The 21,930-nt window shown below is 48.1% G+C and carries 15 protein-coding genes; 13 read left to right on the top strand and 2 right to left on the bottom strand.

Annotated elements, in window-relative coordinates; genetic code table 11:
- Positions 1–95 precede the first annotated feature (95 nt).
- The gene (locus KQI_RS0107480; RefSeq protein WP_010346140.1) at positions 96–2,864 is read left to right on the top strand and encodes a PHB depolymerase family esterase; all 2,769 of its coding nucleotides are present in this window, start codon (positions 96–98) and stop codon (positions 2,862–2,864) included.
- A 145-nt stretch (positions 2,865–3,009) separates the two neighbouring features.
- On the opposite strand, the gene KQI_RS0107475 is transcribed toward KQI_RS0107480, so the two are convergent.
- Together KQI_RS0107475 and KQI_RS28445 are read right to left on the bottom strand one after the other, a co-directional pair.
- Entirely contained in the window at positions 3,010–3,927 is a 918-nt protein-coding gene (locus KQI_RS0107475; protein WP_010346139.1) for a hypothetical protein, read from the bottom strand.
- Entirely contained in the window at positions 3,920–4,072 is a 153-nt protein-coding gene (locus tag KQI_RS28445) for a hypothetical protein (protein ID WP_010346138.1), read from the bottom strand. The genes KQI_RS0107475 and KQI_RS28445 overlap by 8 nt, the downstream gene beginning before the upstream one ends.
- A gap of 316 nt (positions 4,073–4,388) precedes the next feature.
- Between KQI_RS28445 and KQI_RS0107460 the strand changes: the two genes are divergently transcribed.
- The 12 genes from KQI_RS0107460 (at position 4,389) to KQI_RS0107405 (ending at position 21,871) form a co-directional block, all read left to right on the top strand.
- Positions 4,389–6,191: a vWA domain-containing protein gene (locus KQI_RS0107460; RefSeq protein WP_010346137.1), complete on the top strand. Its 1,803-nt coding sequence runs from the start codon at positions 4,389–4,391 to the stop codon at positions 6,189–6,191.
- Positions 6,192–6,214: 23 nt separating this feature from the next.
- On the top strand, positions 6,215–9,604 hold the full coding sequence (locus KQI_RS0107455) for a tubulin-like doman-containing protein (RefSeq protein ID WP_010346136.1): 3,390 nt from the start codon (positions 6,215–6,217) through the stop codon (positions 9,602–9,604).
- A 3-nt stretch (positions 9,605–9,607) separates the two neighbouring features.
- The gene (locus KQI_RS0107450) at positions 9,608–11,974 is read left to right on the top strand and encodes a hypothetical protein (protein ID WP_010346135.1); all 2,367 of its coding nucleotides are present in this window, start codon (positions 9,608–9,610) and stop codon (positions 11,972–11,974) included.
- Between the two features lie 46 nt (positions 11,975–12,020).
- On the top strand, positions 12,021–13,310 hold the full coding sequence (locus KQI_RS0107445; RefSeq protein WP_010346134.1) for a vWA domain-containing protein: 1,290 nt from the start codon (positions 12,021–12,023) through the stop codon (positions 13,308–13,310).
- Positions 13,311–13,327: 17 nt separating this feature from the next.
- A complete protein-coding gene (locus KQI_RS0107440) occupies positions 13,328–13,981 on the top strand; it encodes a hypothetical protein (RefSeq protein ID WP_010346133.1) in 654 nt (217 codons plus the stop codon).
- A 16-nt stretch (positions 13,982–13,997) separates the two neighbouring features.
- The gene (locus KQI_RS0107435; RefSeq protein ID WP_010346132.1) at positions 13,998–15,263 is read left to right on the top strand and encodes a TRAFAC clade GTPase domain-containing protein; all 1,266 of its coding nucleotides are present in this window, start codon (positions 13,998–14,000) and stop codon (positions 15,261–15,263) included.
- Entirely contained in the window at positions 15,260–18,259 is a 3,000-nt protein-coding gene (locus KQI_RS0107430) for a GAP1-N2 domain-containing protein (protein WP_010346131.1), read from the top strand. Before KQI_RS0107435 ends, KQI_RS0107430 begins: the two co-directional genes overlap by 4 nt.
- A gap of 215 nt (positions 18,260–18,474) precedes the next feature.
- On the top strand, positions 18,475–18,942 hold the full coding sequence (locus tag KQI_RS0107425) for a MarR family winged helix-turn-helix transcriptional regulator (RefSeq protein ID WP_010346130.1): 468 nt from the start codon (positions 18,475–18,477) through the stop codon (positions 18,940–18,942).
- 68 nt (positions 18,943–19,010) lie between these two features.
- Positions 19,011–20,393, top strand: coding sequence for an MFS transporter (locus KQI_RS0107420; protein WP_010346129.1), 1,383 nt, complete (start codon positions 19,011–19,013; stop codon positions 20,391–20,393).
- 80 nt (positions 20,394–20,473) lie between these two features.
- A complete protein-coding gene (locus KQI_RS0107415) occupies positions 20,474–21,031 on the top strand; it encodes a hypothetical protein (RefSeq protein WP_010346128.1) in 558 nt (185 codons plus the stop codon).
- Between the two features lie 80 nt (positions 21,032–21,111).
- On the top strand, positions 21,112–21,261 hold the full coding sequence (gene rpmG, locus KQI_RS0107410; protein ID WP_007430271.1) for a 50S ribosomal protein L33: 150 nt from the start codon (positions 21,112–21,114) through the stop codon (positions 21,259–21,261).
- Positions 21,262–21,622: 361 nt separating this feature from the next.
- Positions 21,623–21,871 (top strand): type B 50S ribosomal protein L31, encoded by a 249-nt coding sequence (locus tag KQI_RS0107405; RefSeq protein WP_010346127.1) that lies wholly within the window; start codon positions 21,623–21,625, stop codon positions 21,869–21,871.
- Positions 21,872–21,930: the final 59 nt, after the last annotated feature.

Below are 21,930 nucleotides of genomic sequence, written 5' to 3'. Positions count from 1 at the left end.
TTTTATATAGTTGTTTTAAGTGTTAACGGAGAAATTTCCAGAAGAATATCGCGGCTGCGTCTTTCGAAGAAATCAAAACCTGGAGGGGGAATGTTATGAGGTTCACGCATCTGGAAAAAGCAACAACTGTGCTGTCGGATTATCCGGTTCGTTTGGTGTCTGCTTACGCAATCGGTCCGCTCAAGCTACCGGAAAATTGCGGTGTGGGCAGGGAATGGTCCAATTATTTCACACATGAGGACTGGAATTTGGAGAAGGCATGTGAAGAGGGACTGGAGCTTTCAGCCGGGGGAAAGGCAGCTTGCCGATTATTAACCGAGCTGGACCCCCGGAACGCGGAACTGAATTTAGGTGTTTTCCCGCCTTTGGCCGAGCAAGAAAGGCTTTTGCTGGTTTCCAACCTTCGTTGTATGGCAGCACAGGAAGTCGTGATCAGACCATTTGAAGGGACAGGACAAATTTGGATAGACGGCATACTGGTATATGCGGAATCCGGTCCTTTTCGCTTGCATATGGAGGAAGGCGATCACACAGTGATCATCATCGCATCGTTTATTCCCGATGAAGCCCGTTCTATTCGTATTAGCGGAAATCAGATATGCGATCATCCAGATGTGACAGAGCTGCAGCGTGAATTTGTAGAGCGTAATATACGTTTTCATATGGCTTGGCTAGAGGTTGAGAAAAGTGCGGAGAGGGAAGGGGAAAAAAGTCCGATTTCGTTTTATTTGCTACGTAAGGATCGCGTAGATCTGCCTGCAGATCAAACGGTATGGGTCGAGGTAACGAATGATGCGGGAACGAAGCTGGATCGGTTTCAAGCGACCTGGGAGCAGGAGCAAAGGTATGCCTGGGATGAGGAAATGACCGGGAACACAGGGATGCTGCATTTTACGGTTACATATCACGATCATGTGGCAGGAGAGCACCATTTTGTGTACTCGGTACTTGTACGTCCTTTGTCTGCCGTTGTGCAGGGTTTGCAGGAAGAGTATGACCACTACAAGCAGGCTCACGTCAGAGATGCTCTCAAAGCTGCACGAAAAATACAGATAGAAGGTCTACTGGAGGAACTAAAAAGGTTAACGGCTTTGCCGGAAGACCCTTTTGAAATCTGGGACTACCGGGTTGTGCGTGAATATATCAAGCTATTAAAACAAATTTTCACATATGGATTGGCCGAACAGTCTCAGCATTCATTCTCACTTCAGGAGAAAAACATCTTGGTGTCTCCTGACGGGATTGGCGAAGGCTTTTTTGTCTCCCGCTTGGATAACAGCTTACAGCGCTATACCATACAGCTTCCCAGAGGACTGCTTTCAGGAAGCTTTTCGGCAGAACGACAGTACCCTTTGATTGTCCTGATGCCAGGCAAACGGTATGAGCTGGGTCTACCGGATTTCCAGCAACGTGATTTCGGACGGGACTGGGAGGAAGAGGCGATATTTGTTACTTTTTCGTGTCGTGGCGTAACGTTGGGCAGTTATATTGGCGAAGCCGCTTTTCTGGAGGCGTTGGATGTCATTCTGCAATCGTACCCGGTGGACGAAGACCGAATCTATCTGACGGGTTATTCTAACGGCGCTTATGCGGCCTGGGCGATGGCACAGGCATATCCTTCGCGTTTTGCGGCTATTGCTGTGATTGCAGGTGCACCGCATCCAAAGCAGCTAATGAATCTGTCAAATTTGCCCATATTGAACATTGTTGGCGAGCAGGATTATCTGTTTGACAAGGCCTATACGGCTCCAGCAACCGAGCTTGCATCCAGCCATTTCAAAGGTGTAGTGGAGCATTGCTCCAATCACTGGGACACACATGAGCTGAGGCTTCTGGACGGCGTGCTGGGCTGGCTTATGCAATGGAAAAGAGATGTCGCACCTCAGCGCATAGCCTACCGGACAGAACGGGGCAGACATAATCGTGCTTATTGGCTGGAGCTGGCGAAAATGGATGAACACGGGGAATATGCTGAGCTGCACGGTGAAATAAGCACAACAGGTGAATTGGACATTACAGCCGTTCACGCTGATGAATTTATCATTCATCTTTCTCATGAAGTCATGGCTTTGGAACTGGTCCAGGTACGTATCGGAGCTCGTATTTTCGTGCTGGATCTGCTGGAATACAGCTGCTTTCGGTTTGTAAAAATGGAGTCACAGAAGCGCCCCTCGCCCGAATACCGTTTGATTGCTGAACGGGGGAGAGGAAGCGATGTAAGCTCTGCAAAAGAAACAAAGACCGAGCAGGAAGCAAGTGGGATGAAAAGCGCAGGAAGAAATGCTCGGAGCCACGGTATGGGCGTGCTTGACGTTTATATGGATCGTCTTCATATTGTCCTTCCATCCAGCTATGCTACACCGGAGGAAGAGCAGGCGATGAAACGAACAGCGAACGCCTTGGCCAGCCCGCGGACAGCGACCTGGAATCCCTACATCGGTGTCCATTATCCCGTTGTGTCTGCTCATGACATTTCGGAGGAAGAGCTGGCCAACAGTAACGTGATTTGTATTTCTTCGGATTTGACCAGACATGAGCTGCTTCAACGACACCAGGAAAATTTGCAATTCGTATGTACGGAGGAAGGGTATACGCTGGACGGTGATTTTACAGCAGGGGAATATTGTCTGTTATATATTCAGCCTAGTCCTTGGTCTGCATACCGACAAATGCTTGTCGTAGCGACCAATTCACCACGGATGCTAGGCAAAAACCTGTTTATGCGCAAGCTGATCATGCCCGGCTATTTTAACGGTTTGCACCCGTATTTGAATAAGGAGATTATTGTATATGACAGCAAGGGTGTGCGTGCTTTTAATTTTTCTTCCAATAAACATGCGTACAAAAAACTGCAAGGCCAATAAAGAAGACTAGCTAATGAACACATATACCCTATAAAAATCAAAAAACCGTCTGGAGGCACGTTGGCGATCCTGACGGTTTTTTTCTGATTTATTGCAGTGATTTGTAATCGATATGACGTCATATATAAAAGGGCGTTGCAACAGGTTAGCTTTTATACTGCTCCATCAGGTACATGATCTTCACCTCATCGGCCAAGTCTCCGAAGGGTTCTAACGGATTTTCCTGAATGATATGATATAATCGTTGGACTCTTTCCTTTGGCAGCTTGCGTACATATCTGGAAATAAATGCGGCATGGGTGACCACGTAACGCTTTTTGCGGACAGCCGCATTGGCTACGCGGACGAGAATATCCTCGCCTCCTGCCATTTCCAGAATGCGACGCTCATAAAAGGTGACATATCGGAAGGTTCGATCCTTGATCAGCTCACGATTTAATCTGGTAATTTCTCCGATATATCTGACCATAAGCGGTTCAAAGCTTTTGATCAGGAGAGGATCGAGTGTCAACTCCATATCTTTGCGCAGAACAAAGGATTGCAGCAGGGCGACCTGCTGGAGCCTGATCCGGTCGTTGTGAATGAGCACAGCAATCTCGCGCAGCATCTCATAGGAGACACGCTCACTCATCTGTCGCAGGGCAACCGCGTTTTTATGATTAACGTTTAGTCCCTCATGGATTTGAGTTATGCGTCCTCTGAACAGGCGTATAAGCTGTCTGCGCTTTTCATGAGGGTAAATACGCTGCTGCAGAAGCACCAAGGGCAGCAGGAGGAGTGCACCGACAATACCGCCCAGAAGCATTTGCTGCGTTGAATGACCAAAAAAGACAGCAGCGGCCAACAGCATGATGCCAACGGCGAGGTCTTTGCGAAAATAACGTCTGGCACTAAGCTTGGCGTATTGCTCTACAGGAATCAGCGTATCCCGATCGCAGGATGTACATTTTTCTTCCCAGAGGGCGGTGAATTGTCCGCAACGCCTGCAGATTCTCAGCTTTTGGAAGGCATGCTCCGTGCGGGTGAATGGACGGAATTGTACAGCCTGTTTGGAACTATTCATTGCGCTCACTTCTCCGGTTCAGCAGTGCCAGCAGCTCGGTGTCGATTTGTGTAATCGATGGAGCGCGTTTTTTATGTATATAGTAAATGATTAATTTAACGGCGACAAAAAGAAACAAAATCGCCAGACATCCGTATGAGATCATAGTGTACTTCCTCTTTCTACTTGGATTTTGACTTCGATATTTTACATGGCAGGTTTCGCTGTTGTCATTTTTGTCGTATAAAGGAGAAGGCTGGTGCCCGATTGTCCTGGTTGGGGTATAATTATATCATTACTGCAGGATATTGGTAAAATCTCGCGGTATAACAAGCTTCTTGGCGACATTATGACCATTCAGGCAGTATTTTCAGCTGGCGCTCATGTAAAACTCATTATAATTTAATAGTAGGGGAGTACAACTGTAATTTAGAGTGAGAAGTTTCCTGAATGAGAATTAAACCGGCAAAGGGGTACATGCGATGTTTAGTAGAGACAGAAAATGGTTTTTGGTCATCGGAATCATATGTGCAATGATCATGACTTCGATTTCGGCATGGCAGCCACAGACGGCGAATGCCGCTTCACCCTCTGCCTCCAAGGTAGATGCGGTGCTGGTTGTCGATGTAAGTAATTCCATGAACACCAGTGATCCTGGGAAAATTGGCAATGAAGCCATGAAAATGTTTATTGATATGCTGTCAACGCAAAATGACAAGGTTGGGATCGTAGCGTATACGGATGTTGTACAGCGCGAAAAAGCCTTGCTTAACATCACGTCTGAAGCAGATAAGCAGGAATTGAAGGCATTTATTGACGGGCTGAACCGGGGGGCGTATACTGACACCTCCGTAGGCGTCAAGGAAGCAATCCGCATTTTGCAGGATGGCAAAACAGCCGGACATGCGCCTATGATCGTTATGCTGGCCGATGGCAACAACGATTTTAATAAAACGACAGGCAGAACCGAAAGCCAGTCCGAACAGGATATGGCGAAGGCTGTAGCCGAAGCTAAAAATAGCGGTGTTCCGATCTATACTATCGGTTTGAATGCAGACGGAAAGCTGAATAAAAGCAAGCTTGCCGACATTGCGCAGCAAACGGGCGGCAAGTCCTTTATTACAAGCTCGGCAGATGACCTGCCGAACATTTTGAGTGAAATTTTCGCCAGCAATTTGAAATTGAAGGTTGTGCCCTTGCAGTCCATTACGGCGAACGGCAACTATCAGGACGTTACGGTAACCGTACCGAATGATAGTGTGCTGGAGGCTAACATTTCGATTATGTCCTCGAAACCGGTGGATGCAAGGCTGATTGACCCGGCGGGCAACACCAAGCCGATTCCTTCAAGTGATGTACTGTTGTCCAAGTCGAAAAGCTACTCGCTGATTAAGCTGCTCAAGCCTGTAGCTGGCGACTGGAAGCTTCAGGTCAAGGGAGTCCGGCAGGATCAGATTGATATTAATCTGGTATTTAACTATGATTTGGAGTTGAAGCTGGACGCACCGCCTGCCAAATCGTACAAAAAAGGTGACACGGTGCAAATTCGTTCTTATCTGACGAGCAATAACCAGCAGCTTCAGGATCAGGAATTGTATGCGAATATGAATGCTGTTCTGAAGGTCAAGGACCTGGATTCCGGTACAATGAATGAGGTGCCGCTAACTAATGCAGGGGATGCTTTTACCGGCTCCTACACGATTCCGGATGAGCACGATTATGAACTGACCGTCAGAGCAGAGGAGAAAAGTTTTTACCGTGAAACCCAGCCCATAACCATCAGTGCTAAAGCAGGGGCGGGCAGTGGCACGAATACAGGCACAACTCAAGCGGCAGCACCTGCCGAAAAGTCCAAGTTGCTGCCACTCATTCTTGCAGGCCTTGGACTGCTTGTGCTGCTGATTGCCGCATTTTTCATCTGGAAGGCTGTCAAAAAAGCCAATCGTGGCTTTGTCGGCCAAATTGTACTGGAAATTCGGGATGAAAATACCGGTGAAAAAACGTATCCGCAATACAAGAAGCTGAACACCTTCCGGGGCAAATTCAATCTGCACCAGTTGCTGCAACTGGCACCGGAATTTTCCGGAACCGACAAGGTGGTGTTCACGCCAGCCAATCAGGATCGTATCATGGTGCGCAGCACCCCGGAGATTACGATTGAAAAATCCGGGCGCGCTGTAGACACAGGCAGCGGTCTTGAACTGAAAAACGGTGATCGTCTGACGATCCCGCTGGCTAGTGTGGACAAAACCATTTTACTGGAATTCATTTCAGTGAACAGCTAAACGAACCCTAGGAGGTCAAAACTATGAAACCCGTAGTTAGAGAGCATATTCAACAATTAGACGTATCACTTGGTGGGGGAATCGTAAGCGACAAGATCAGAGTAGATACCATTGATAATCCTATATTAATTATCGGACTTGGAGGTACGGGAATTGATGCCCTCCTTCGCTTGAAATATCAAATTAACCGCAGATTCAAGCTGCCGGCAGATCCAATTTCCAAGAAAAAAAGCGAAAAGCCGGACAATGTGGAATTTCTCGCTTTTGAAACGAATGAGCAGGATCGCAACAAAAAATACAAAGGCATTGGTCTGGACCCGATCAATGAGTTTGTACTGCTGTCCAATGCTGAAATCGGCGGATTGTTGCAAAATCGCAGCATTCTGGAGCCGTACATTACTGACTGGCTGTCTCCCGAACTGAGCATTACGGATGGAATGAACGGAGCCGCAGGGGTACGCCAGGCTGGACGCCTGCTGTTGTTCACCAAAATCAATCAGGTCGTACAAAGCATTGACAAAAAAATCAAAACCCTGTCGGAAGGCACCAACAAGAAGCTGATGGTGTTCCTGCTGTCCGGTTTGTCTGGCGGTACAGGAAGCGGCACCTTCCTCGATATTTCATATATCGTCCGGGGAATTATTGAACGTGACTACGGGTCTGCAGGTGTAGACCGTGTGAACACATTAGGTTATCTGTTTACTCCGGATATTAATCTGGCCAACAAAAGCCTGAGTGAGCATACGCGTGAATATATTAAAAAGAACGGCTATGCCGCGCTGAAAGAACTGGACTACTGGATGAATGTGGACAGCCGCGCCGAACGCTTTAAGCAGCAGTACGGTAACATTTTGACCGTCAACTCGCCGCTGCCGCCGTTTAATCTGTGTCACCTTATTTCGGCCACGAATACGGAAGGCAAGCTGCTGGAAAATGCTTATGATTATTGCATGAATGTCACCGCCGAGAACATCACCAACTTTATGGCGAGTGAGGAAAAACAGTCGGGCGAAGAGTTCGCCATCCATGACTATATCAGCAACATTCGTACGAACATTGCTCAAATGAATAAAACTTATCCTGCAAACTACGATTACAATATTATCGGGGCTTCCTCAGCAGTGCTGCCAATGGAGGAAATGACCACGTATCTGGCCTACCGGATGTTTGGTAAAATGTCCAAAATGTTCGAGCAAGCGCCGAATCAGGAGGATGTAGAGAAGTTTGCCCGCAAGCTCGGCGTTGATCTGGACAGCATGATCAAAAACTTTGAATCACGTGTACCAGAGCCACTGCCGGGATTTGAAAATAGTGAACGACTAAGCTATAGCAATGTTGTGAAAATGCAGGTTGTCAATATGGACACTGAGCTGGAGCAGACGTTCCTGACACGTGCCCGTGAAGAATATATCAAAGCAAAGAAACAGCTTCCAGGCGAGATTACCGGGCAGTTTACGGATCAGATTCGCCGGATGTTCCTGCATCCCGAGCAAGGACCGTTCTATGTATCTCGTATGATTTATACGGAAAAAGGATTCAGCTTGCTGAAAATGCTGCTGTCTTATATCGAGACGTTGCGTGAAACCCTGCACCGTATTCCTACGGATATTGAATGGGCGCGGGAGCAGGCGAATGAGAAGCTGGGCGATGCCAAGAGCGCGTTTGTGTCCAAGGATAAAAAGAAAAATGCGTATATTGATGCAAAAATCAACGAATATTGGCTTCGAGCCGATGTGGAGCGTACAGAGCAGCTTATTGAATTTTATGAAGACCTGTATGACCTGCTAAATAAGGAAAACAACCGCATTTATAATGTATTTACTGAAATTTTGAACGCACTGAGTGCAATTTTTGAAAAGAATGGCGATTTGCTGATCAATGGCGAGGAGCAGTCCGATCATAAAGGTAACAAAACCTACTATTGGAATCTGGTAAGCGTCCCGGATATTTCCGAAGTCGTGACCAGGCTATTGGATAAGCGTAACGGTGATGATCTGATTCGTGATTTTGCCCAGGAGCTGCTGGAAAATTCAGATCAATGGGTGAAGGATCAGGATATGGACATTATCAGCTCCATCTCCAATTTCTTAACTGATAAGTTCGGTGATCTCATTACCCGTTCCATGGAGGATTTCCTCGTCATGAAATACGGGCAAGATGAAGCGATTGAAAAATTCGTGGAGCGCTACATTGCGAGCAAGCTGGATGAGGAGGCTGTACCTGTCTTCCATCTGAGTAACAGCTCTGGTAATTTGTACTTCCCGTCATGGGGATTTGTATCGGTCCCTGTGCAGTCACCTAACATCTTGAAGGGTGTTCGCAATTATCAAAATAATGCGATTGGCAAATCGCACTTTACGATTAAAGAGAGTGAAGTCCGTAACCGTATTTTCTGGCTCAATACGCGCAATGGCGTCCCGCTGTTTGTATATACGCCGCTCAAAGTGTATGAAGAAAGCTATGAAAAAACGATTCTTGACCGCGAAGGTATTGGCCGCCATTTGGTACAGACAGGTCAGAATAACTGGACCAATCTGCCTTCGCCAATTCCTGAGAAATCATGGGGCGAAACCTATGTCAATCCGCGTGTGCAGGCTTACAATGCCCGTATCCGAAATGACTTTGACCATGCGAAGTCACTTGGTGTTATCCGTGAGAAGGATGTCGATCAGAATACGAGCAGCCGCTTTACCGTGCTGCGTTCACGCGCGCTGGATCTGAATGCGCTGTTGGCAGGCTACGATATGCGCTTGCAGGTATCCAAGCCCAATCTGGGTGAGGTGAAGAGAGCATGGTCTGAGCTGAAACGTCTACTGGCTGAAGGACTGGAGCAGACGGGAAGCAAAGACATCTTTGGCAGCATCAATGAAGACATGGCCAAGGAAAACCTGATCCGTTCACCGGAGCTTACGCAGGTGGTTCGTGAAGAACTGGCGAAATATACTGAAATCGAAGCAAAGGCTACGGAATTGGAGGCTTTGCTGGGCAAATATCAGGATGAGGAAAAATGGCTGGATCAATTCATCCAGGTCCTCTATACCGACACGATTACGAAGAAAGGCGCTTTGTACGTCTATGATCGTGACGAAGAGGAAGAGGCTTGGGAGCCGTTTGCCAACGTTATGAAGAGTCGTAATTATGTGGAGTTTGAAGTGTTTACAAACTTCCGTGGTCTGGAAGAGAAGAAACTTGCAGCCCTGATGCGTAAAGCGGATCGCCGTGATGCTGTGTTGACTTCATCGGAGGATATTACACCATTGCTGACGAAGCTGGATGAACTTGCTGCGACCTTTACAGAAGCCCGTAATCAATTGGAGTATGAAAAGGTGGAACTGGCTAATGGAGCTGAGCTTTATGCGTTTTATGCTCAAATGGCCGCTAAATTAAACGACATTCGCAGAAAGTTGAAGTAAAGTATGAGAGAGCAGCTGTTACGTTACGCGGCTGACTATGCAGCCGCAGAGGACCAATTCATCGGAAGCGGGGATGGACGCAGCAGCATCCATTTCCCGTCCGTGTTTCTTTTTATCGGTGACGGTATGGGATCGGTGATAAACACCATTGCAGATATCAACCGGAGCAAGTGGGATAACAGCACAGGGGTAACATATATTCAGATTCGCTCACAGGATGAGCAGACGGCTGTAGACCGTTCTGTAGATGCTATCCTGCATACGGTAGCCGTACCGGAGGATAGCAGTCACCAAACGATACGCCGTGATTTGCATCAGGCTTTTTATACACATGAATCGCAGTTGATTGAACTTAACACCGCATTGCGCCGTGCTAGTGGGCACTTAGCGGATTACGGTCGGCTGTATTCCTCGTTCGAGCGTGTCCATTTGTCGATCTTGACGTCAGCCGATGATCCGATGAATGTATTGGTTCCCGAGATTACGCTATTGGCGGAATATATTTTTGCGCAATCCTTCAAGTCCGTACAGATGGATTTGTATGTGCTGGTGAGTGAAGGCGATCAGGCTGCCCAATTCGGCTACCGTAGTGCAACGTCTGTTGCTTTTATGCGGGAGCTGGACTATATCCAGAGCCCGGAGTATACGTTTACCGCGCCACTCCATATGACCGAGGACAAATTAACCATCCCGGTATTCCATGCTCCATCGCCGTTGTTCGATCTTGTTTATGTGCTGTCCGACAAGAACGAGCGTGGCATAACGGTGCCCAATAGTCTGCGCGAGAGCTGCGACATTATTTGTCACATTCAGCTCCTCAAAAACCGTTATCAGGCAGGAGATTCCTATCGGTCACAGGATGGGGGCTACAACAATACATCGTTTAAGAACAATATTATGACGGAATCCGGGCGGCAGGGCTATGTGTCGGCCGGATTTTCCCGGGTCAAGCGCCCTAACCAGTCGATCGCACTTACGGTACTGTATCACTTTTATGTGAAGCTGCTGACACGTATGAGAACGGACAGGGAATGGGACGTACGCGATAAGCTGACTTATTTTGGCTTGGATGCTGCCGAGCGCGGGCGTACACGAAATGATCTTGTGCCTGGGAATGATGCGATTACAGACATGGGCGCGCTGATGACAAGTGGAGCCAGTTATGGCTCGTTGAAACGAATGTCATTACGTGAGGCAGAGGAAGCCTTGTTTGGTCAAGGCTGCGAAACCTTTTTCCGCGATAACTGTGAACGGATCGTACACAAACGTCTGGGCGGTTTTCAGGCGGAATTACGTTTGCAGACGGCTGTGAACACAGCTGCCAAGGAGCATCCCGAAATCGGCGTATTCGAGCTGGCAGACTGGACGGATGAAAATAAACCGGGAAATGTGCTTACGGCTATTCGGGGAATGATTCGTGATACGTCCAATGATTTGCAGGTTAGTGCTGCCGAACTGGACACCCTCTATAGCGGGCGGGTGGAAGATCAGCCTTTCCAGCGGCTGCCGCTTATGGATAAGCATAATGTGCGCAGCCTGATCCGTTACCTGACGGAGACAGTCTACGGTCATAAGCTGCACATGCTGCGGATTCAAGCGGATTTGGAGCTATTGCGGTGCTATGAGCTGGCGCTTGAACAATGGCATGCACAGGCGAAGCATATTAGTGAACAGCTTGCCAGCCTGGAGCGTGAACTGCATCAAGCCGCAGCGGATAGTATTCGCCAGGCTGACAGCTACACGGGGCAAAACCTGTTCGAGTATTACGAGCGTGTAACAGAGGATGTCATGCACGAGTTGGAAACCAAACGCGGGAAATCTGTATTCTTTGATACCCGTCATATGGGGCCAGTGTCAGGATTGCTGGACGGAGGTCTGTCCCTACTAGTGGATCGACTTACACAGACCTGCCATGCCATGATCCTTAGCTCACAGCCGTTTAATCAGACATTCGAAGAGGAGTTGCTACGGCGTGCCAATGTAGCCGCTGCATATGAAAATCGGCTGGTCGTTCCAAAGGATGAGCTGTTTAAAAAGCTGTACCAAACATTAGAGGAGCATGGCGGAATTAACGTGCGCTTGCTGGACTATACCCATGAGCATCGGTATGAAGAAAAGTATTTCTTTGGTGACTATGAAGGCGAATTTCTTCCTTATGCGATGGATGTGGACATTACCTCGCGTATTTACAAGCTGGGGTTTGTACATGAACGTCGCAGCAGCGGGGTGGAAAAGCTGCATTTGATGGGCGGCTTCCATCTGGAGGATCTGATGGTGTATCGCAACGGCAAGACGTATTATGAGACATATATCGCGAACGGTTTTGTGTTTCACGGAATCGCCGCGGATCGGTTGCCGGAATTGCGGTAGCCACTTGTTAATCCTACTTTAATGATGGAAGGAAGCAACGATTCTTATGAAGCAGCGTAAATTTAATGTTCTCCTGCTGCTGTTCGGCTTGCTGGGCGCTGTAGTGGGCTTCATTGTAGGAGAGATTATTCTTCACCAATGGATAGGACACTGGCCGCATATTGTTGTGATTGGGCTGTATTTTGGTATCTTGGCGCTATGCATTGGCCTGGGATGCCTTATCGGCGAATTGATTGCACCACGATTAAACGGCCATTCGTGGCGACAACGCTACTCAGGACTGTCCTGGAAGCTGCTGGTGCCTGCTACACTGGTGATGCTGTTTGTGGCAGGCCTACTGCTGGAGCTGGGCTATCAGGTAAACCCGGAAGGTCGCAAAAGTGTCCAGGACCTTGTGCTTGTGATTGATAATTCCGGGAGCATGCAGGATACAGATCCTGGTAATGAACGGCTGTCGGCTGCCAAGAGTCTGATTGGACAAATGGATGGAGACAAACGGGTGGCCATTGTCTCCTTTGAATCCACTGCACAATTGGTTCAGCCGTTTACTCCAATTGGGACGGAGGCAGAGAAGCAGGCGGTTTATGCCAAAATTGATAGTATGCATACCATAAAGTCTGCCAGCACAGAAATTAGACTTGCATTGGACGAGACGATCAAGGAGATTGAAAACCAGGGCAACGCCAATAAAGGTTCGCTCGTTATTATGCTGTCTGACGGCTTTAGCGAGCTGGATACCCAGACAGCATTGGCTCCTTTTATAACACGTCAGATTCCGATTAATACCATCGGCCTGAAACTGGCTGAATCGAAAGGGATAGCTTTATTGCAAAATATTGCTGGTCTGACAGGTGGAACTTATTCGAATGTAGCCAACGCCCAGGGTCTTGCTCAGGCGTTTGGTAAAATTTATGATAAAATTGGTGATCGTACACTGGTAACGGAGCGGACAGGTGAATATGCGGACAGTCTGTATTTTGCCATTTATCGCGTAACGGCTCTGGTCATTATCGGAGCACTGCTGGGATTGGCTCTTGGACTGATGTTCGATAATCGCTTTCTGGCACGAAATTTTGCGATTGGCGGAATTCCTGCCGGATTGCTTGCCGGTTTCATTTTGGAAAAGGGGCTGTCGGGCTCGTCGATCGGTGATCTGATGATTCGTTTGGTGGCAGCGCTCGTACTGGCCGCTCTTATCGCTGTCTTTTCGCTTGTTCTTCCGATTGCAGAACATACGCGCCGATCTTCCGGTGGAGGAAGCCCAAGTGGGCCGTCAGGCCGGCGAAGGGGAGCACCGGAAGGTCCGCAGCGCAATCGACGCAGCAGTGGATTTTAGAACGGGGGCTGAAATTTATGCAGTATAGGGATGCACAGCCCGGTGATCCTGCCATTTCGGAGCTGAGCTACAAACTTGACGACAACCGGGTTGTGCTTCGTTGGCAGTGGCCTGAAGGCGCGGCCGTGGTATATATTGCGAAGGAATCATCTGATCCGAGTGTAGGAGGGCAGAATGAGGATAGAGGTTTACCGCCTTTTTCAAGCCTGAAACTATTTACGCGTGAGGAATATAAGGCTGCAGGCAGCTATCGTGACCGGGTTGAAGGGTTTGGACGCGTGCGTTATACCGTGTATCCGGCTGTGCGTGAGGATGGCGACACTTTTGTGATTTGTCAACCAGACGGGGCCAACCAACTGGAGCTGAGTACGGGGAGAGCTAAAATCAGATATGCGGTTCAACATAAAAAAGGCTGGTTTCGCAGCCGCAAAACAGTTCAGATTCAGGTGACAGCTGAGGTTCCTGTTCCGCAGGAGGCACTTTGCTACGTGAAGAAACGTGGAGGTTACCCGGCCGACCGTGAGGATGGAACCTTGTACCCGTTCACGGCACCTTTTGCCGCGGGACGGAATGTGTTGCCCACGATTGAAGTAGGCGGAGATGAATATGTGCGGTTATTTTTTACGGATGGTCAGAAATATGGCACGATATATGAATTAGTTCCTGAATGAAAGGAGGCCGCAACCAATGAGTTTTCTTAGCAATTTATTCAGAAGAAAGCCGCAGGCAGCGCCAAGGCCATTATTTTATGATATTGTGTGCCCGTATTGCTTTAGTAAATTTTCCCCGGAGGAAGTGGTATTCCGTGCTTCCCATCACCGCGAAGATGACGAGGATTACGCTTTGGGTGAAGATGAGCTGTTGAACAAATATCGGGAACGCTTTGGTTTGGATAGCGTGCATGATATGGAGGCGATTCTTCATCCCCACGATGTTCCGGAGGAGCACAGATTGTATTCGGATCATGTACTGACAGGTCTCACGGATCGTTATGGTGAGCTGACGCGTCACCGATTGTGTCCGAACTGCCACAACGAACTGCCGGTGACTGCCGGTAAGGTGCCGAGCAATATCATTTCGATTATCGGGGCTTCGCAGGCAGGAAAATCGGTTTATATGACTTCCCTGATTCACACGTTGCAGCATGTAACGGCTGATCATTTTGATGCGGCTTGCATGCCGCTCAATGCAGAGATCAGCCGCAAGTTCCGCAGCATGTATGAGGAACCGCTGTTTGAGCGAGGCGACCTGCTTACATCCACACAAAAAGAAAAGATGCAGGAGCCTTTTATCTTCCAGTTTGTATTTAAGGATGAGGAAAAGCCACCGCTGACGCTCGTATTTTTTGATGTTGCCGGCGAGGGGATGGTCGATCAGGACTATCTGGGGCTGCATGGACAGCATATTAAAAATTCAGAAGGTATTCTGTTTATGGTCGATCCGCTGCAAATTCGCTCGATTCGGGAGCGTATTAAGATCAACCTTGGCGACAAGCCGGGCGAATGGGTTTCGCAATATGATGAACCGCGTGATGTCGTTCTGACGATGTTCGGTGATTTTATCGCATATCAGGATAAGGGAAAAACGGACATTCCGACCGCAGTCGTCCTGACCAAAAGTGACATGCTGACTGTACTTGCAGATGAGGAAGGCACATACATCAAGACGAACAGCAACATTTTTAATCCGATGGAGCACCGCAAATATATGGATTTGGATGAGTTCGCGAACATTGATGGCGAAGTCCGGCGCTTTATCGAGAAGGTGGATAAGCCGTTCAAGGGCACGATGGATGTATATTTTACAGATACGGCTTATTTTGCGGTTTCCGCTCTGGGGAGCAATCCGGTCGAGCAAAAGCTGCAAGGGCTGGTTAGTCCGATCCGGGTGGATGAGCCATTCATCTGGCTGCTCTATAAGTTGCAGTACATTGAGGGGAGAGAATCACAGTGAGTCAATCGACCTCTCATTTGATACAGCAGCAGATGTACACACGGGAACGGCGTGGAATTTTCCGTTCCACGGAAGGCTTCGATACGGTGGCTAATTCTAAAGGGCTGGATGCTTCTTTTATAAAAAAGGTGCTGCATCCTTTATGTGTATATGATGCTCCTGCTGCCTTAACAGCCCGTGGCGAGAAGCAAGAGAGCGTCTATCCTGAAGCCATACATCTGGTGCGGACCGAGTCCGGGGATGTGGTCCTGGGACGGAGTATCTATAAAGCAACGGATTTTACCGGGCTGCGAAGCGCTTTTTTCACGCATAACTATGTGATTCCAGCCGGACATGGTGAATCTCCGTCTGATTACAAGCAGTGGCTGAACACTTCCTTTGTTGATGCCTATGACATTGAGCAGGGAACGGAGCTGCCGGAATTGGAGCGACTGCCGGGTGGAAGCGTATTTCCGTCTGTTGACCCATCAGCGGTGCTGACTCAATTGAAGCTCAGTGAAGAAGTGTTTAAGCAGCTTCTATACGCTGTTATGATGTCAGCCACAGGTCGCAAAAAAGTATATGTTGCGCTGAATGTTCCTCCAGAAGAGGTGGCATCTTCAGCCAAGCTGCTGCTCGGTGTGTTATACACGGCTTTGCCTTATGCATTTCGTAACAAAATCGGATTTCTTACATATGCCAAGGAACCGAACAGCAGAAAAGGGATTCACTTGATGTTTGTGGAGCCTTTCAGTATCCGACCCGGTGACCGGAATGTGGACAAGGATTTTGTATTTGACCTGTCGACCAATAGTCGGATCCTTAATGTGGATGCAGAGCAGGTGAGACAGCCTTATTTTGACTGGATTGTCCGTACGCTGCTTGGTGGCGGGACGCCGGACGATTTTTTCAAATTTGCCGAGCAAATGCTGACAGGCATGGAGGCAGGGCGTAATCTGACGCTATCCAGCTATCATGAGCTTATTACACTGTACAGAATTGAGCAGGGAGAGCGCGCATTATACAACGAACGACGAGTTGCTGTGCTGCGAAGCCTGACTGATTATTTATCGTCACCTGATGCGCTGTCACATAAAATGCAGCTGAATGACCTGTTTTTGTCGTTTTTTGATCACGAATTTGACCGGGTGAAGGATGGATATATTCCAGAGGTGGGGCTGGTCGATTGCTTTAAGGACTATTATAAGGTTCATGCTCGCACCAGCGAAAATCGACTGGTGGAATATTTAATCCGCTCGCTGAATAACGCTTATACCGCCAGAAATACGGAAGCTGTGACGTATATCTATCATACAATTGAAGAGAATCCGTCATTAGGCAAGGCGTATTTTACAAAGGTGCTGGGTAATCCGGCGCTTACCAAAATGCTGTTCATTCCCTACATGGACAGTCAGATGAAAAGAACAACGGATGTAAAGGGCCTGCTGGCAGTCGTGCATGAATGGGGCAGCCGATATATCGAGGTATCAGCGAATGCCGATTTTCAGCTTTTGGCTGAATCTGCATTGATGGGCAGACTACGTGCCGAAAGAAAGCCAGTAGAGACTGTGGCTGCCATTCATCAACGCTTGCGTCAATGGGATGGCAGTTCAGTGGATGGGAAGCTTTCCCCGTTGGAGCAATCCGGATTGACAGAGCGTTTGCAGGAAGCATCGGATCGGTATTTGCTTACCGAAGTAGAGCTAAAAGAAATATCACCTGATCAGCTCGTACAAATTCCGTTCTTCACGCGGCCTGACTTGGTACAGTGGGTTGGCAAATTGCCCGCTCCTCTCAAGGGACAAGCAGTGCGCTTGATCGCGGCTTATGATTGGTTTAGCACGGAGGACCCGGAACCGTCGGTGCTGGACGGTCTGGAGTCGGGCGAAATAGAGAAGGTACAGGACTGGGCTTACGGCTGGCTGCCCCAGCAGCTAACGGAAGGCCATTTTGCCCGCCTGCTGCCCGCATTCTACCGCTCTGACGGTCCGGGCGAAGGCATATTGGATTTTGCCCGCCTGGTTAGCTCCGTCCGCAAATGGGCAAAGGATAACGATACGATGTACCGCTTTATCCGCTGGTCCGAGGGGCAGGGTGAATTTGCTACCCCACGGGGTGGTTTTGAACCGGCCTACCGACGTGCGCTGCTTTTGTTTTTCCAAAAGGAAGGGCGCGAGGGGCTGCATAAAAAAGCACTGTGGCGTCAATATTTTGAACCTGCAAATCCGGTCTTCAAAAATTTCTATCTGACAGCGAAGCGCGAGACGGATACTTCTTTGGTCAAAACGCTGCGCCGCTTTCGCAAAGGCGGCATCATTTCGGGGATCGTGCTGATTGTCATTGCAGGTACGCTGGGTGGCCTGAAAGCTGCCGGGGTGATCGGATCTGGTGATTCACCTGCGCCTGCTGCGGCTCCGAAGCCTGTGCAGCAGCCTGCAGCAGAGCCTACAGTACCTGCAAAATCGGAGCCAACGGCGATTGTGACCCATATACCTAACACCAAGTCGACTACGAAAATGGTCAAGCTGTTGTTTGCGTTTCAAACATCGGCGGAACAGGCGGCGTTTAAGCCTGCAAAGCTCGTTCTTGTCGGCGCGGATCAACAGGAGCATTCATACGAAAATTTTACGCTTGCTGAGCAAAACGACAAGGCAGCAATCGATAAAATCGGCAAAGGACAGTCGGGTGACGCGAAAACCGGCAGTACTGTTACCGGAAGCACGACATCGGCTGGAGAATCCGCAGGTAGTGACTCAACAACTTCTGGAGTGGGCAACGGCACAACTGCCAATCAAGCCACAGGAAGTACAACGTCCGGAACTACAGCAACAACGGCTAACCAGGGTTCAGGCGATGGAGCAAGCACAGACGCTAACGCGCCAACGGAATATGATTTGGAAAAGTATCCTTATCGTACGCTGCTGACCATTTGGCAACGGCTGGAGCTGGACGCTGCTGGCACAGTTACGGTCGATGGCAAAGAATACCCGTTGGTTCAAGTGAAGTCAGCGGATTAAGCTGCATCAAGTATTCTTCATGATTTTTTTGTTTAAGCAACGACATATTTTATTTGTAAGCAAAAAGATGAGCCTCCCTTACAGGCTCGTCTTTTTGTTGTGTATTTAAATAATAAAGTACCTTACGAAAAGTATTGACACGAGGCAGATAACTGTTTAAAATTAGTTGGAATTCAAACTATTCAAATTTGGTGGGTGTGGAGGTTAGGAATGAGATGGGAAGTGAGGTGTATCCCGTTTGTCTTCCCTGGGAGGAAGAAAGCATGATGTATTTAATTAAATGGATCTTTACCACGGTCCGGCGCGAGATTGAAACGGCACTGCGCCCTTTGGGTCTGACCTCCCCACAATCGCAGACGCTCTATGTACTGGCGATGTCGCCTGGGGTGACCAACACCGATTTAGAAAAGCTATTGCTTATTGATAAATCAAGTGTTACCAGCCTGGTCAACGGGATGGTTGGGAAAAACTGGGTAGTGCGCCGAAGTCACCCGGAGGATGCTCGAATGAAGCAAATATATTTGACCGAGGAAGGCTTGAAAATTCACAAGGCAGCGGAACGCACCATTGAGCAAATTAAAAGCTCGGTAGGCGAAACACTATCTATCCGTGAATCGGAGACACTGCGCGGTTTGTTAAAAAAAATACTTCATGACTATCGTCCTGCGAATACTGGCGTTTGAGTGGATCTATAGAGAAAATTGCCCGGCTTTCAGCATAGAGAGCATTTTACAGGAGAGGAAGAAGCCATATGACCAAAGAGCAAACTTATCCGAATGCGGATAAGCTTATGCGTGTGCTGGCCTTCACACTTGTTTTTTCAGTGATGAACGCCTTTATGTTTAATGTAGTTATGCCTGTAATTCGCAAGGAGTTTCATATTAGTGCTTCCGATGTAAGCTGGCTGTTGACAGGCTATATGATCGTATATGCGGTTGGCTCGGTGACCTATGGCAAGCTGGCGGATAAATATCGTCTCAAGGATTTGCTTACGTTTGGGATTACTTTTTTTGCCTTAGGCTCGCTAATAGGTCTGTGTGCCAATCAATTTTGGATGCTCATTGTAGCTCGCTTACTTCAGGCTGCCGGGGCTGCTGTCATTCCGGCAACGGCTATGATCGTGCCTGTCCGCTATTTCTCGGCTGAAAAAAGAGGACAGGCCTTGGGTGTCACGGCAATCGGCCTGGCACTAGGTACTGCACTGGCTCCGATTATTTCCGGTTTGATTACAGGCTTTGCGAGCTGGCGCTTTTTGTTCATTATTTCCATGCTGCCACTTATCGCCCTGCCATTCTTTCGCAAATACCTGGATGACCAGCGTGGAGCGAATCAGAGGTTCGATTTTCTTGGGGGATTATTGCTGGGCGGAACAGTAGCCTTCCTATTGCTTGCGATTTCGCAAGCGAACATGATATTTTTGGGGCTCGGCGTTGTGTTATTTGCACTGTTTATATGGCGCATCAACACTGCGAATGATCCATTCATCCAGCCGAAGCTGTTCCGTAACAAGCAATATTCGTACGGTCTGCTTATCGCCTTTTTGGGGGCAGGGATTAGCTTTGGGCTGCCGTACCTGGCACCGCAGTTTTTGAACAGCCTCAATCAGCTTACGCCTGCCGCGATTGGACTGATTATGTTTCCGGCCGCGATTGCGTCGGCTTTGTTGGGTAAAAGCGGCGGGCGCTTGGCGGATAGCAAAGGTAACTCATTCCTCGTCTACACGGCGGTTACGCTGATGTTTATCTGCTTTATCAGCTTGTCCACGTTTGTGGGTGCGTCGCCTTACCTGATTTTATTTTTGCTGATTTTCGGAAATGTAGGTCAGACCTTCATGCAAATCGCCATGTCCAACACGATTTCCCGTACCTTGACGAGGGAGCAGGTAGGGGTTGGTATGGGACTGCTGTCTCTGCTGAACTTTATTTCCGGGGCGATGACCACCAGCATTTTGGGCAAAACGCTCGATAGCTCATCTACTTTTCATTTGAATCCTGTCGTTTCCAATGTGCAGGTATTTAATTTTAGCAATATATTTACGGTTCTTGCACTGATTGCGCTGGTGACGATGGGACTTTACGCGTTGCAGTTCCAGCGGGGTTCACGTCGTAATACACCTGCTGTCGAACAAGGATAATCATTTGATGTAAACTCATGGCAAAACAAGGGTATAATATAGAAGGAAAAGTTCATCTATGGAAGGACGGAGTGTCCGTTATGACAAGAAACCTTCAATATGTACCCTATGGCTATGAGCCTCCGATCGAGACGCATAAAGGGACCATCGTCTACTATGATACGTTTGAGCAGATTACAGCGAGAGAACTGGAGCTTTTTGCGGAAACGGGAGCAGCATTATCTTTTACAAAGCTGGTGCTGTATCCGCTACACGAAGAAACGGCCAGAAGAATGTGGAAGCAGCCGATACGCTCATATTACAAGCGGGCGGACGAGCTGGGGGAGTGGCAGCGAGAGCAGGCTTTGGGTGCTGTTGTGATTGAAAGCTGGGAAGGTAAGCGTAAAAAATATACGCCGATTGAAGCAGCCATCCGTTTTTTGATGGAAAAATATGCGTCTCCGCTTTTTCTGTACATGAGTCCCGAAATTGCAAATTTGTGCGCTTCCTATGCATCGTTTGAGGAATGGATCCGAAACGTCAGATTAGTGCTTTCAAGCGAACCATTGGAGCTTCATCCGAAGCTCGCACAGTATCGCAATCGCTGGAATACGATAGAAGAAGCGGTAAGCCGACACGCTAAGGTTGACAAAGAGTAGCGTGAATTATAGAATAGAACTAATCGTAAAAATTACTATTGTAATTGTATACCATGTATTCCAGTTAAGGAGGAAGAGAAATGCGCGTAATTGTTACCTTGGCATGCACCGAATCCGGTGATCGCAACTATACAACAACCAAGAACAAAAGAAATCACCCGGAACGTCTTGAAATGAAAAAATACTCTCCGCGTCTGAAAAAGTACACGATCCATCGTGAAACTAGATAATTTGAGGCTGGCTACATAGCGGCCTGTATTATGGAACCGGCGAAAACTTGAATTAGTCCAGTGGACAGAGCATGGTTGCCGTGTTCTCCTGTGCTGGTGTCAGCATTTGGGACGAGCCGGAGGACCATTCACGATATGCTTATATAACGATGAAGGCTGACGAAAGATGTGGGGCGTTCGTACAATGGGCGATGCGAAATATGTGGCATCGTTTGCTTGTCGTTTACGAGCCTGAGCGCAACCGTTGCGATCTGTCGTCTTTTTTTCTGGGGAATAACTGTTCCTTTTGCCAACTGATGGAATATTGTGCCAGTACGTTTGAGTTTAAAACTAAAATAACATGAAAGATTAGGTGAAACAAATGAAAAAAGATATTCATCCAACGTTGAACAAAGTTATCTTTTTGGACCCTAGCTGTGGCTTCACTTTCCTGAGTGCCTCCACTAAACATTCGCAAGAAACAATGGAATGGGAAGATGGCAACACATATCCGGTTATCCGTGTAGATACTAGTTCCGCTTCTCACCCGTTCTTCACAGGTAAACAAAGAAACGTGGATATCGGTGGTCGTGTGGATCGCTTTAACAAAAAATACAACCTTAAGAACTAGTCGAGCGTTATGTTCGTGGATTATGCCAATAATTCGCGAACAACGCTTTTTTATTATCT

The sequence above is a fragment of the Paenibacillus peoriae KCTC 3763 genome, from assembly GCF_000236805.1.
GTDB lineage: Bacteria > Bacillota > Bacilli > Paenibacillales > Paenibacillaceae > Paenibacillus > Paenibacillus peoriae.
The sequence above is the reverse complement of the archived record's forward strand: the minus strand, read 5'-3'. Positions and strand labels throughout refer to the sequence as shown.

Bases quoted from the DNA above. Each gene is read 5' to 3' on its own strand.
- KQI_RS0107480 (WP_010346140.1), top strand. From the start codon at position 96: ATGAGGTTCACGCATCTGGAAAAAGCAACAACTGTGCTGTCGGATTAT.
- KQI_RS0107475 (WP_010346139.1), bottom strand. From the start codon at position 3,927: ATGAATAGTTCCAAACAGGCTGTACAATTCCGTCCATTCACCCGCACG.
- KQI_RS28445 (WP_010346138.1), bottom strand. From the start codon at position 4,072: ATGATCTCATACGGATGTCTGGCGATTTTGTTTCTTTTTGTCGCCGTT.
- KQI_RS0107460 (WP_010346137.1), top strand. From the start codon at position 4,389: ATGTTTAGTAGAGACAGAAAATGGTTTTTGGTCATCGGAATCATATGT.
- KQI_RS0107455 (WP_010346136.1), top strand. From the start codon at position 6,215: ATGAAACCCGTAGTTAGAGAGCATATTCAACAATTAGACGTATCACTT.
- KQI_RS0107450 (WP_010346135.1), top strand. From the start codon at position 9,608: ATGAGAGAGCAGCTGTTACGTTACGCGGCTGACTATGCAGCCGCAGAG.
- KQI_RS0107445 (WP_010346134.1), top strand. From the start codon at position 12,021: ATGAAGCAGCGTAAATTTAATGTTCTCCTGCTGCTGTTCGGCTTGCTG.
- KQI_RS0107440 (WP_010346133.1), top strand. From the start codon at position 13,328: ATGCAGTATAGGGATGCACAGCCCGGTGATCCTGCCATTTCGGAGCTG.
- KQI_RS0107435 (WP_010346132.1), top strand. From the start codon at position 13,998: ATGAGTTTTCTTAGCAATTTATTCAGAAGAAAGCCGCAGGCAGCGCCA.
- KQI_RS0107425 (WP_010346130.1), top strand. From the start codon at position 18,475: ATGGGAAGTGAGGTGTATCCCGTTTGTCTTCCCTGGGAGGAAGAAAGC.
- KQI_RS0107420 (WP_010346129.1), top strand. From the start codon at position 19,011: ATGACCAAAGAGCAAACTTATCCGAATGCGGATAAGCTTATGCGTGTG.
- KQI_RS0107415 (WP_010346128.1), top strand. From the start codon at position 20,474: ATGACAAGAAACCTTCAATATGTACCCTATGGCTATGAGCCTCCGATC.
- rpmG (WP_007430271.1), top strand. From the start codon at position 21,112: ATGCGCGTAATTGTTACCTTGGCATGCACCGAATCCGGTGATCGCAAC.
- KQI_RS0107405 (WP_010346127.1), top strand. From the start codon at position 21,623: ATGAAAAAAGATATTCATCCAACGTTGAACAAAGTTATCTTTTTGGAC.